The following is a 12806-nucleotide window of genomic DNA, read 5'->3' as shown; positions in this document are numbered from 1 at the left end:
TCATGACCACCCTGACCGAGCCCGAAGCCCCCGCCGCCACCGCGGCGACGGGGGAGGGCAGCACGCCCGGGCGCGGTCTCGGCCGCCAAATCTGGTGGTGGGTGTGCACGCTCGTGGTGATCGTACTGGCCGTGATCAGCGCACTCGTCACCGTCATCCCACTGATTTTCGGAGCGGTCCCGCTCACCGTGTTGACCGGGTCGATGCGGCCCGGGATCCAACCCGGAGACGTGGTGGTGTCGGCCCCGGCCTCCCCGCACGACCTGCGATTGGGTGACATCGTCACCTTCCAGCCCGAGTCGGATGACCCGACACTCATCACCCACCGCATCATCGCGCTCAGCGACGGAGACGCCGGCGTCCAACTCATCACCCGCGGTGATGCCAACTCGGCCGATGACCCACAAATCCTCGCCGAACAGGTGCGCGGCCGCATGCTCTACGTCGTGCCGAAGGTCGGATACGTCACCAACATGGTCAGCGGAGACCTCCGCGGCCCGCTCGTCACCATCGCCGGATTTGGCCTCGTCGGATACGCGGTCTTTACGTTTGTGCGCCGTCCCCGAGGCGCGTCTGAAAGGAACACACCATGAATCGCAGGTCCATCGTCGCAGCCCTCACCGGGGCCCTGGCGTTCGCGGTGCTGACCCCGGCGCTGCCCGCCTTCGCCGCGGACGAAATCGGGCTCGCCTGGGACGGCAACTCTGGCTATGCCAGCCAGCTGGACCGCCCGGTCTTCCAGACCCCGCGCGTCGTACCGGGGGACTCCGGCCAGCGCTCGTTCGTGGTGCGCAACCAGGGTGAATCCGCCGGCACGCTCGTTGCGGAGATCGTCAACGTTCGCCTCACCGGCAACCCCGAGGACGAGTACTACCGCGACTTCACCGTGAACGCCTACTCCGCGGCCGAGCTCTATGGCAAGGACACCCGCATCCTCACCGCGAACCTGCAAAAGGGTGCCAGTACCACCATCTCGCTCGGCTACGACTTCCCGGTGGAAGCCACCTCGGGCAACTACCCCAGCGGATCAGACAGTGCGGTGTCCGTAGCGTTTGATGTGCGGCTCACGATCTCGGGATCAAAGGTGCCCGACAATCCCACCAGCTCACCGACGCCGCCGGTGTCCCCCTCGCCGACGCCGCCGGTGTCCCCGTCGCCCACCCCGCCGGTGTCACCCTCGGCAACCCCAACGCCCTCACACACCCCGGGTGATCCGAGCGAGCCCCCGGTTGCGCCGCCCGTGACCCAGCCCAAGCCCCCGATCCTGGTGCACACCGGTGCCGGTGGTTGGGCAATGTGGGTCGCCATCGGTGGGCTTCTCGCGGCAACGGGCCTGTTCATCCGTCGAAGCGCGCAGCGAAAGAACGCCGAGAACGGATCATAAGACCACCACACCCGTCCCGTGGTCGTCATGGGTCCCGGGACGGGTGTGGATGTGAGTGCAGGGTGTCTGGCTTCGGGGCCGGACACCCTGTCGTTTTAAGACATCGAGGCAAATGCCGGAACGGGAATCGATGCGGGTTTAGGCTGGGCAGATACGCGCGTCTCGCCGCCACAAGCGGGTGCCGCGCCCGCAGCTCAGGGAGACACATGGCCACCGCCACAACACACACATCCTCGATCGCCCCCGACCCCGCACGCATCACCGCGATCCTCGCCGAAACCATGCGGGATCCAGCGCTCCACGGCGTGCCGGGCAGGATTCCCGGATCGGCGCTCGCACTCGCCGGTCGCACCGCCGGCGGCGAGCGGGTCGACTTCCTGCACGGAACCACCGCCCTTGCGGACATTCCGAACGCAATCTCCGCACCGCTCGGGCCCGAACACCGCTTCGACTTCGCCTCGCTGTCCAAGCTGTTCGTCTCGGTGGCCGCACTCAGCGTGGTTGACTCCGGCCTCATCGATCCGCACGCGCCGCTACGAGAAATTGCACCGGTTGCCTCGGGCCCCGGATCGGAACGGCTCACCCTGCTTAACCTGCTCGCTCATGATTCGGGGCTGCCCGCAAACACCCCGTTCTGGCACACCGATCCCACGCCCGAGGCACTGTGGAATAACGTACTCACGATGCCGCTCGTTCGTGAACCCGGGGCCGCACACGAATACTCGTGCATCGGATACAACATCCTGGGGTACATTCTCGAGACGGCAACAGGCCAGGGGTTGGCTGAAATTATGTCCACCCGAGTCCTCACTCCGCTGGGTACCCGCAACACCGGATACGGCCCGATCGATCCCGCCCGGGCGGTTGCCACCGAGGTGCAGGGGGAGCGCGGCCTCGTTCAGGGCAGCGTGCACGATGAGCTCTGTTTTGCCCTGGGGCGACCGAGCGGAAACTCCGGTCTCTTCGGCACTGCGGAGGATGCCCTCGCGCTGGGGCTCATGATCGTGGAGGGTGGCCGGGGTGCCCGGGGTCGGGTGCTGAGCCCCGACTCCGTCTCGCTGCTCGGTACCCCGCGGATCTTCGGGGAGAACGCCGCCGGCAGGTTTGGTCAGGCCGCCGGGTTCCGGGTCCGCGATGCCGAGTTTATGGGCGCGGTCCCGGGCCTCGGACACACCGGTTTCACCGGAACCATGCTCGTGGTTGACCCCGAACACGGCAGTGCGGTGGCGCTCCTCACCAACCGAGTGCACCCCGGACGCGCCCGAGCCAACGTGTTCCCCCTGCAGCGAATGGTCAGTGAACTCGTGTGCCTGCCCGGGGGAGAGGTGGAGTAAGCGGAGGGGGAGGTCCACCGTGCGCTAGACTGAGGGGATGACCGCCGAAACCCCGCAGCCCCGCCCGCTCCGCGCCGATGCCGAACGCAATCGCGCCATCCTGCTTTCGGTGGCGGGCGAGCTCTTTGCGGAGAACGGCACCGGGGGTTCCCTCGAGGATGTGGCGCGGCGAGCGGGCGTCGGAATCGGCACGCTCTACCGTCGATTTCCCACCCGCGACGATCTGATCGTCGCGCTGTATGCCGAGCAGCTCGCGCACTTCGCGGTCATCCTCGGTGACGCGGTGCGATTCGCCGATCAGGACGCCGATCGCGCATTCCGCGCCTTCGTGCACTACAGCATCGAGCTGCAGTCCGCGGATCGCGGGTTCTCCGACGTCATTCTGGACGGATATGACGCCCCGCGCGTCTTCCGTGACGAGCACGCTGCGATCCACGCGGGCATCGCCGAGCTCTTCCGTATTGCGCGCACAGCCGGCGCGCTGCGCCGCGATGTGTCTGATGCCGACTTCCCGCTGGTGCTGCGTGCCACCGCCCACCTGGGCGGCGCGCCGGAGCGCTCCGATGAATTGGCGCGGCTCGCGGGCCTTTTGATTTCAGCCCTGACCGGGGATTCCGCAACTCCGCTTCCGGAGCGCTAGTAATCAACCCCAGGAGGGGCACGTCCGCTTATTCTCGTATGGTGACACGCCGTCACTCGCCGCGGCAGCAGAATCTTTGTGGCCGTGTCGGAAAATCGGTGTTAGCCTGACGAAGCGGCGACTCCGCCGCGAACCGTTTACACCCCTCCGTTCCTGGGGGATGTGGCGGGGCGGCCTCCGCATAGCGCCGGCCGCCGTGAACCTTTTTGGGGAAGTGAATCACGGTTATGGGTTTTACCAAACGCTGTGCAACGGTGGGTCTCGCCTTTGCACTCACCCTCGGTGGGGTGGGGCTCGCGACTCCGGCACTCGCCGATCCCGGCGCACCGAGCGCGCCCTCCTGGGCTGATGTTGCCGCCGCGCGAAACGATGTCGCACAGTCCGAGGCCGAGGCCACACGAATTCAGGGTGTGCTGCAGCAGCTGAGCGACGCCGCCGATTCGGCAAACATCGCGACCCAGCAGGCGGGCGAAAAGCTTCAGGTCGCCCGACAGAAGGTCGACGAGGCTCAGGCGCGGCTTGATGATCTCGCCTCCCGACTTGCGGCCGCGAAATCCGATGATGAGCGTGCACGCCACGGCCTCGGTGCCGTGATCGCGCAGTTCGCGCGGGCCGGCGGAGGCAGCGGCGTGAGCGCCGCACTCCTGAGCGGCGCCGGCAGCGGCGACGACCTGCTGTATGAGCTGGGCACCATGGAGAAGCTCTCCGGCACCCAGGCGGCACTGCTGGATCGAGCAAAGCAGACGAGCAACCTCGTTGAGTCGATCGAAAAGCAGGCGCAGACCGCTAAGGACGAGCACGTCACCGCGCAGAAGGCGGCCGATGCCGCATACACCGCGGCCACCGAGCGTGCCGCAGTCGCACAGAAAGCCGTAGACGACGCCACGGTACAGTCGGCCACGCTCAACGCTCAGCTCGCGTTCCTACAGGATCGCAGCGCCAACCTCGACACCGCGTACGCGGCTGCCCAGGCCGAGGCCGCACGCTTGCGCGCCCTCGCCGAGCAGGAAGCCGCCACACGGCCGCCCGTCGTAGCCCCTCCCGTAACGCCACCCGCCACGGGCGGCGGTAACACCGGCGGCGGCAACAGCGGTAACGGCAACACTGGTGGCAACAACGGCGGCGGCAATAACGGTGGTGGCAACGGGGGAACCGTGACCCCGCCCGTGGTCAAGCCTCCCGTGGTGAAGCCGCCGGTCACCCAGCCGGGTACCGGCGGAGGCTCCCCGGTCGGTCCGGCCAGCGCCGCGGCCAGCGCCGTGAACTTTGCTTACGCGCAGCTCGGCAAGTGGTACGTGTTCGCCGGTGAGGGCCCCGACGTGTGGGACTGCTCGGGCCTCACGATGATTGCCTACCGACAGGCCGGCATCAACATCGGCTATCACACCGTGGGTGCGCAGTACCGCCAGATGACCGCCGTCGGCCGTCTCGTGCCGCGCTCGAATGGCCTGGTTCCCGGCGACCTGCTGTTCTACTCGCCGGGTGGAAACACCAACAGTCAGATCATGTACCACATGTCCATTTACGTGGGTAACGGCCAGATGATCGAGGCCCCCGAGCCCGGCAAGAAGGTTCAGCTGGTACCGGTTCGTACGCGCAACCTCGTGCCGAACGTCGGGCGCCCGGCCGGATAGGCACTCGGCACATCATTCAATTCGCGACGCCGGATTGGGAATATCGTTTTGAACACGAAACGGTTCCCGATTCGGCGTCGCGGCCGTGTACGGGCGTATAGTGGCAGTGTGTCTGATCCAGTAAAGCCGACGCGTACGCCGCGTCCCATCCTGCAATCTGCCAAGTTGGCAAACGTCCTCTACGACATCCGCGGCCCGGTGCACGAGCACGCCGCCCGACTGGAGGCCGACGGACACAAGATCCTGCGGTTGAACATCGGCAACCCGGCACCGTTTGGTTTCGAGGCGCCCAGCGCGATCGTGCGCGACATGATCGCAACCCTTCCCGCCGCGAGCGGATACTCCGATTCCCGTGGAATCCTCTCCGCCCGCCGCGCGATCTTCAACCACTACCAGGTGCGCACAAACTTCCCCACGTTTGACGTCAACGACATCTACCTGGGCAACGGAGTATCCGAGCTCATCACGATGACCCTGCAGGCGTTCCTGAACCCCGGTGACGAGCTGCTGATTCCCTCGCCGGACTACCCGCTGTGGACCGCCTCGGCGACCCTGGCCGGTGGCAACGTCGTGCACTACAACGCGCTCGAGGATCAGGGCTGGGAGCCCGATATCGAGGACATCGAGTCGAAGATCACCGACCGCACCCGCGGCATCGTGGTCATCAACCCGAACAACCCCACCGGAGCGGTGTACTCCAAGGAGGTGCTCACCAAGCTTGCAGACGTCGCACGCCGTCACGACCTGGTGATCTTCGCCGACGAGATCTACGACCGCATCCTCTATGACGAGGCCGAGCACATCTCCATTGCCACCCTGGCACACGATGTTCTCTGCCTGACCTTCAACGGCCTCTCGAAGACGTACCGCATTGCGGGCTACCGTTCGGGCTGGGTCATCATCACCGGCCCGCGTGACCGCGCGGCCTCGTTCATCGAGGGCATCTCGCTGCTCTCGAGCATGCGGCTGTGCGCCAACGTGCCCGCGCAGTTCGCGATCCAGGCCGCGCTCGGCGGGTATCAGAGCATCGATCCGATGCTCAAGCCCGGTGGCCGCCTCTATGAGCAGCGCCGCGTTGCGGTCGACATGCTGAACGCCATCCCCGGTGTCTCGGTGGTCGCGCCGCAGGGTGCGCTCTATGCGTTCCCGCGTCTCGACCCCGAGGTGCACCACATTCATGACGACGAGAAGTTCGTTCAGGATCTCCTGCTCAAGGAGCACATTCTTGTGGTGCAGGGCACCGGCTTCCACTACCCGCATCACGACCACTTCCGCGTGGTGACGCTGCCGGGCGTGGGAGACCTCGAGGTTGCGCTGGAGCGTCTGGGCAACTTCCTGTCCTCGTATCGCCAGTAGTTCTCCTCTTGCTAGTAGCCGCCAGCACGGTGAAGCGCGTGCCCGCCCGGACTTTTTTCCGGGCGGGCACGCCGCATTTCGCGGCATTGGGCCGGGGGAGTGCTCGCTGTTAGGGTTGAAGGTGCGCCCGGGCCCATCCGGGCGTTTTTGTGTGTGCGGCATCCGCACCCCTCCGGAGGTTTCCCGTGACCGATTCTCGTTTCCCCGCGCCGCGCGCGGGAATGCTCGTGCAGCCCGAACCCGACACCCCGATTCGGCCGCGCTCATTCTTCGCCTTTCCCGAGCCGGATACTCCGGCACACGATGGTTCGAACACCGCTTCATCACCCGACGGGCTTCCTGAGCCGGACACCCCGTCGGATGCCACCGCCGCCGAGCTCGACTCCCTGCGCGAGAGCATCCATCGCGACATAGACCCGCACATTCAGCTTCTCCTGCGCCCCCACGAGCACCAGGTCATTCTCGACCTCATACAGGTTCCCTACCCGCTGCGCGGTTCCGGCCTTGCCAACCGCGCACTGCACGCGCTGTGTTCCCGCGCCGATGCCGCCGGATGGGAGCTCGCCCTCGAACCCCACCCCGCCTTCGGCAGCGACACCGAACGCCTCGCCCGCTGGTACGGCACCCACGGTTTTCGCCTCGAGGAGCCGGGCATGACCGCCTGGATGCATCGACCCCCACGCACCCGAAACGGGTGCGCGCCGAAGCGCACACCCGTCTCGGTCCGTTCCGGACTCGGCTAAGCCGCGTCGGCACCACCGGTCGACGCGATCTCGGCCACGAAGGACAGCCCGCTGGCGTTGTTCTTCGTCATCGAGAGCATGCGATCCATATACGGTTCGAGCGCGGTGACCTTGTCGAGCGGTGCACCCACGATCAGCTGGAAGCCGAGGCCCTGCCAGGCGGCCACCGCGCGGCCGGCAAACTCGGCATCGGACTTCACAAAGCCCTCATCGAGGAACACCGGGGCAAAGCGTGGCCGGGTGCGTGACTCATCACCCAGCTGGAAGCGAAGCGCCGCGCCCACGATGAACGCCACGAGCTCCTGCGACTCACCACCACTCTTTCCGCCGAGAGAGGAGTAGGTGCTGACCTCGACGCCCTCGACCGTCTGACGGACCGCGGTGATTTCGACGTGGCGACGCACGTCGAGGAGGTCGTCCCGCTGGCCATCGGCGCCGTCGCGCAGGAGGTCCATGAACGCCCGCAGCCGGGTGAAGCGCTCCTGTGCCGCGGCGTCATCCAGCGGATCACTCGATCCGGCCGAGAGATCGCGCAGTTCGCGTCGGAACCGCGTGACATCCTCACCGTGCAGCCGGCGCAGGGCGATCTTGAGGCGATCGCGACCGGCGCCAAACGGCAGGGTCGAGAGAATGTCGTTGACAGGATCGAGCCGCTCTTCAATGGCCTCGATCGCGCCATCGAATGCGCCGCCGAGGGGCACGAGGTCCTGTCCGCTCCACTCGGAGAGCCGGCGGGTCCACTCCTGACGACGATCGTGCAGGCCCGTGGTAATGATGGTGTCCAGGATGTCCCGGTAGCCCTCGGCGGAGTCGACCCCGGTGCCGAGGTTGGGGTCGGGCCAGCGATCCTGGTAAATCCTAAACGCGGTTTCCAGCGCGGAGGTCGCCGTGGCGGCCGCCTCTCGGGCCTGCGCGGACTGCGCCCGCAGGCGTTCGCCCAGGCGACGCACCCCGGAATCAAACGCGGCTAAATCGGTGCCGCCTCCCACATTCGCGAGCTCGGCATCCAGACGCTCGGCGTGTTCGGGTGCGAGCTCCGCGCTGCTCACGCGCTCCCAGGCCTCGGCGAGGGCGTCCTCACGATCGACCAGCCGTTCGTGTTCGGCCGCGAGCTTCGTCCCCGCGTCCTCAGCGAGGAAGCGCTCACGCTGGGCCGCATCGCGTTCGACACGCAGGCGGGTCTCCTCATCGCCCAGGCTGCGCAGCACGTCACTGTCGGCGAGGACGCGCTCACGCTCGGCCGCGAGATCGGCGAGGGCGGTATCCACCGCGGCCACGTCGATCGTGGACCAGCGTGCATCACGCACCACACGGTGCGCGTCACGGTGCGCGCGCAGAACGGTCAGTGCCGCACGCTCGGCGGAAATCTCGCCGACGAGATCGGCGAGGCGGGCATCAAGCACCGCAACCTCGGCTTCGATCTGCGAGAGCCGCGCGGTGTTCGAGAACCCGATGATCGGGCGCACGCTGTTGTCTCCGTGCGCACCGCGGTTGCCATCCCGGGTCTGGCCGCTCGGGGCTACCCGGCGGCCGCTGCCCCGAAGCTCGCTCACCGACTCGACACACAGGGCGTCGGTGTGGGCGGCGCGAACGCGATCCTGGACCCAGTGGGCGTAGGGCGAGTCCTGGAAGACAAGCTTGCCGGAGATCATCTCCGGATTTCCCTCCAGCTCGGTGAAGGGTGCCGCGGCCACGCCCTCGAAAACGATGCGGGTCGACAGCTCGACGTCATCGATGCTGCGGGAGAAGGCGTCCAGGTGCTCCTCGTTCACCACGAGAATGCGCGAGATCGGCCCCAGGGTCACCTCGGCGGCGGTGCGCCAGCGCTCCTCGCCGGAGGCGAGATCCATCAGCTCGGCCACGAAGGGCAGATCCTCGGGGTTTAGCCCGCTCGCCTCCGCGAGTGCGAGCCGCGCCTGGTGCAGGTGCGGCGGAACCAGGCCGGTGCGTCCGCTCAGCGAGGTGACCTCATCACGCAGTGCACGGCGATCCGATTCGAGCGGGTACTGGTCGCGCCCGAGGGCGTTGATGCGGTCCTCATGCTCCTGCTCGCGCTCCGTATACGCGGCGAGGAATGTATCGGCGGCATCCTGAGCGGCGGTGAACTCCACCGCGGAATCGGGAGCATCGCCCAGGGTGGAGACGCGGCCGGCGAAGGCGTCCCGCTCGAGGGCCACCTGTTCGCGACGGTGCTCGAGGGCGGTGCGCTGCTGACCGAGATCCTCGAGGATATCGCCGCCATTTTCGCGCTGCTGGCGCTGGATCGTGGCGAGGCGCGAGGCCAGGCCATCCTCAAACTCACGCGCCGTCGCAATGCGTTCGCGGGCCGTGCGGCGGTCCGCCGCGTTGACGGTGGTGGCGGTTTCGAGGAGCTCACGCTCGGTGCGCACCCGCCACAGGTTGAACGCCGTGGCGCCCTCCTGATTGACCCCGAACGTGTCGATCGTGGCCTCCTCGATGCGCGCATTGGAGAGGTCGCGCATCAGGGCAGGCACCTGGGCCAGTACCGTGGATTTCTGATCCTCGGTCACCATCGCCTCATAGGATTTTTCGAGGTCGGCGAAGTGTGCGAGGGCGGTATCCGCGGCCTCAAACGTGGTCGGGCGCTCCAGCACCATCGACTTATATAGCCCATCCACCGTGCGCACCTGCTGGCCGGCCTGGATGCGCGCGAGCAGGCGCAGCGCCTTCGAGCCGTCGCCGCCGGCACCGATGCCGAGGCGGGTGTGCAGCTTCTGGGCAAACTCCAGATACGTTCCACACACCTGGATGCCGGGGGCGACGCCGCGCAGCGCGCGACGGTCGAAACGGCTCTCGGCGATGGTTTCGAGGGTGCGCAGATCAAACTCGCTGTCAAGCACTGCCATCTTCATCGACACGCTCGCGGATGCCGAGGCACCGCGCGGCACAAAGTACGTGCGCAGCACGGTGAAGCGGCGCGCGTTGTCGTCCACGAAGGTCATCGCGATCGCGCCCCAGGTGGACGAGCTCTCGCCGCGCAGCACGCGATCGAGCATGGCCCCGGTCTCCGGATCCCGGCGGGAGTCGGTCTTGCCCAGGAGATACGAGAGCAGGTTGCGCTGGTCCGCGCCGCGGGCACGGCCGGTGGTGGCGTCGTTCGAGGCGCCGTTGAACGCGGTGTCCGACGGCATCATCAGGGCGAGGTAGGCGTCGAGTAGCGTGCTCTTTCCACTGCCCGATGCGCCCGAGAGCAGGGTTGCGGTGGGGGAGAGGGGAATCGCGTGATGCCCCTGGAACCCGCCCCAGTTGACCACCTGGAACAGCTCGGCACGCCACTGCGTGGTGCCCTCGGTGGCGCCGTCAATGTGGAACAGGGGTGCGTCGCTCACTTGGTGCTCTCCTCGGCGTCTTCGTCTTCTTCGTTATCGTCGGCGATTTTCTCCGCGGACGCATCGCTTTCGGCGTCCGTGACGACGGTCGGCTCCTCTCCGAGCCCCTCCGGTTCGCCGCCGCGCGAGCGGAACCACTCCAGCAGCTCGGTGAGGCGCTCGAGCGGCAGCAGCACCTCGATCACCGGCGCGATCCGGAAGCGGTCGGGATCATCGGTCCGCAGCAGAATCTGGGCCCGTACCATCGACTCGACCGCCTTATCCGCCTTGCGGGCGTCGCCGGACTGATCGGTCGAGTAGGCCGGACGGAACTGTGCGATCCGGCCGAGCATCTCCTCGCGGCCCACGTGCACGCTGTCGCGACCATTGCCCCGCTCGCTCCGGAACCGTCCGCGCAGGAACACCAGGAGGATCGTCTCCTCGCGGGTGTAGGCGGTATCGCGCAACAGCGTCGGGAAGCGCCCACCCTCCTCGGGCTGGGCCTGACGCTTGAACGCCACCTCGGCCGGGTGATCGATGTGGAGGTCGAGGAACAGGTCGTTGAGGCGGGAGCGCAGCACGGTCTCCGAGGCGAGCAGCGTCTTCCACTCGCGCGGGTGGTCGGCGGCGCTCAGGTAGCGGCCGCGCAGCAGCGTCACAAGCGCCCGGCGCTGGGCCAGGTCGAGTCGCCCCTCATCGCCCTCGAACAGCGAGACGGTTCCCTCGGGGTCAACCTCGGGTACGCCATCCTCGATCACGGTTTCTCGGGTCATGCGTGGGTGTCCTTCTGCGCGGTGCGGGCGGGGGAGTTGCCGGTTTCGGCGTGTTCGAATATCTGTTCGATATGGTCGAGTGCGTCCCGGGCGGCGGCATCCACGCGTACGCGGGGCACGCGGAAGGCACGGCCGGTCTGGTCTGGTCGCACGGTGTGGAACTCATCGTAGGCATCCGGATCGACGGCGATCTCGGCCTGAGTGAGCAGGTGCAGCAGGCCGAAGATCTCTACCGGGCGCCGGAGATCCGGGCTCAGCGTATTGAAGAGATCGCCGAGTGCCGCATCGCCCTCCGTGGCCTGCGCCGCCGTGGTGATGGCGGTACGCACCTCGTCGAGGTACGGGCCGCCCTGGGTGCGAATGATGTCAAACTCGGGGGCGGCCGGAGCCTCCTCGCCGCGATCTTCGAGCGGGGGCGGCGGGGCGGCGGCGAGGGGATCCCAGAGCCGATCGCGCAGGTGTGGGGTGTGCGGTACCTCGGGGAGGAGCTCGACGGGAACGCTGGCCCGCGGGCCCGCGGTGTGCATCCAGGTTTCGAGTTCGCGGCCGAGGGCGCGCAGTACCGCATCGAGTTCGCGGTCGCGCACGTGGTCGTGATTTTCGATGTGTTCACGCAGCGTGGCGGTGAGGCGGCGGCGCTGGGAGAGCACGTCGTCGATGCCGGTGCGCAGGATGGCGACGGTTCCGCGGAAATCGCGTCGCGCGGTCGATCCGAGGCCCGCGGCAAACGGGTGGTCGAGGATGACCTGAATATTCTGGCGCAGGGCGCTCAGGAGTTCCTCGTTGCGCAGCAGGGTAAAGGCACCCTCGAAGGCGCGGCCCTCGGCGGTGGCCCCCATCAGCTCGTCCGTCTTTGCGAGGTACTCGTCGAGCACCTCGCCAATCGGGCGCTCCTCGGCGCGGAAATCGCTGATGATCTGGCGGTGCATGGCCGCCACGGACTCCTCGACGCGCTTGAAGTCGCTCGGGAGCTGGCCGATGAGGTCGATCAGGTTCTGATACCCCTCGTACATGCGTTCGTTTCCGGCCGCGGGCACCTCACCGCCGGCGCGCAGGCGATCGCGCTCGGCGGTGAGTTCGGCGATGCGGTCATCGAGTCGCTGGATGCGCGTGCTCGGGTCGGGGTCAGCCTCGGTGGCCCAGTGCTGCACCGAGTCGAGGATGGTGGTGAGGCGGGACTCACTGATCAGTGCGCGATCCTTCGCGAGGGAGTCCACGAGCGCGAGCGCCTCGAGTGCGTGCGAGGTGAGGGAGTAGCGCTCCTCGCCCTCGGCGTCGCTCGAACGAAACAGCCAGCGATCATTCATCCACTGCACGCACAGTGAGCGCCCGGTGCCCTGCGGCACCTCCTCGCCGAGGGCCACGAGCTCCTGGAGAAGCGTATCCACCTGGACGTGCAGGCGTTCCGCGTGGATGCTCTGGCGCTCGCGGCTGAACGTGGAGCGGAAGATCGTGAGCACGAGGGGTGCCCACTTGCGGTCCAGGAGCCTGAGTGTGGGCTTATCAAAGGACTCGCGAACCCGCGCTAGCTCTCGCAGTACGTCACTCACCCGTGTCGTTCCTCCCGTGCTTTTCGGCTCACGCGTCGCGTGGGCGAACCTCCATTGTCTCGC

The 12806-nt window shown here is 67.3% G+C and carries 10 protein-coding genes; 7 read left to right on the top strand and 3 right to left on the bottom strand.

Translation table 11 applies throughout. The features are described 5' to 3' along the window. The first annotated feature begins 2 nt into the window (after positions 1-2). From D9V32_RS05110 to D9V32_RS05080, 7 genes are all read left to right on the top strand, one after another. A complete protein-coding gene (locus tag D9V32_RS05110; protein ID WP_121647817.1) occupies positions 3-593 on the top strand; it encodes a signal peptidase I in 591 nt (196 codons plus the stop codon). Then, positions 590-1384 (top strand): hypothetical protein, encoded by a 795-nt coding sequence (locus tag D9V32_RS16195; protein ID WP_121647816.1) that lies wholly within the window; start codon positions 590-592, stop codon positions 1382-1384. Before D9V32_RS05110 ends, D9V32_RS16195 begins: the two co-directional genes overlap by 4 nt. A 206-nt stretch (positions 1385-1590) precedes the next feature. Then, on the top strand, positions 1591-2718 hold the full coding sequence (locus D9V32_RS05100; RefSeq protein WP_121647815.1) for a serine hydrolase domain-containing protein: 1128 nt from the start codon (positions 1591-1593) through the stop codon (positions 2716-2718). A gap of 37 nt (positions 2719-2755) precedes the next feature. After that, the gene (locus tag D9V32_RS05095) at positions 2756-3358 is read left to right on the top strand and encodes a TetR/AcrR family transcriptional regulator (RefSeq protein WP_121647814.1); all 603 of its coding nucleotides are present in this window, start codon (positions 2756-2758) and stop codon (positions 3356-3358) included. A gap of 227 nt (positions 3359-3585) precedes the next feature. Beyond that, positions 3586-4992, top strand: coding sequence for a C40 family peptidase (locus D9V32_RS05090; RefSeq protein WP_121647813.1), 1407 nt, complete (start codon positions 3586-3588; stop codon positions 4990-4992). 108 nt (positions 4993-5100) lie between these two features. After that, on the top strand, positions 5101-6348 hold the full coding sequence (locus D9V32_RS05085; protein WP_121647812.1) for a pyridoxal phosphate-dependent aminotransferase: 1248 nt from the start codon (positions 5101-5103) through the stop codon (positions 6346-6348). Between the two features lie 185 nt (positions 6349-6533). Next, positions 6534-7091, top strand: a complete 558-nt coding sequence (locus tag D9V32_RS05080; protein ID WP_121647811.1) for a hypothetical protein — start codon at positions 6534-6536, stop codon at positions 7089-7091. On the opposite strand, the gene D9V32_RS05075 is transcribed toward D9V32_RS05080, so the two are convergent. From D9V32_RS05075 to D9V32_RS05065, 3 genes are read right to left on the bottom strand one after another with little or no spacing between them, the layout of a single operon-like run. Beyond that, positions 7088-10441, bottom strand: a complete 3354-nt coding sequence (locus tag D9V32_RS05075) for an ATP-binding protein (protein ID WP_121647810.1) — start codon at positions 10439-10441, stop codon at positions 7088-7090. The two genes, D9V32_RS05080 and D9V32_RS05075, sit on opposite strands and share 4 nt — an antisense overlap. Then, positions 10438-11193, bottom strand: a complete 756-nt coding sequence (locus D9V32_RS05070; protein ID WP_121647809.1) for a DUF4194 domain-containing protein — start codon at positions 11191-11193, stop codon at positions 10438-10440. Before D9V32_RS05070 ends, D9V32_RS05075 begins: the two co-directional genes overlap by 4 nt. After that, complete coding sequence (locus tag D9V32_RS05065) at positions 11190-12743, bottom strand: DUF3375 family protein (protein WP_121647808.1); 1554 nt, start codon at positions 12741-12743, stop codon at positions 11190-11192. The genes D9V32_RS05070 and D9V32_RS05065 overlap by 4 nt, the downstream gene beginning before the upstream one ends. Positions 12744-12806: the final 63 nt, after the last annotated feature.

It is taken from the genome of Mycetocola tolaasinivorans, from assembly GCF_003667565.1.
GTDB classification, from domain to species: Bacteria; Actinomycetota; Actinomycetes; order Actinomycetales; family Microbacteriaceae; genus Mycetocola; species Mycetocola tolaasinivorans.
The sequence above is the reverse complement of the archived record's forward strand: the minus strand, read 5'-3'. Positions and strand labels throughout refer to the sequence as shown.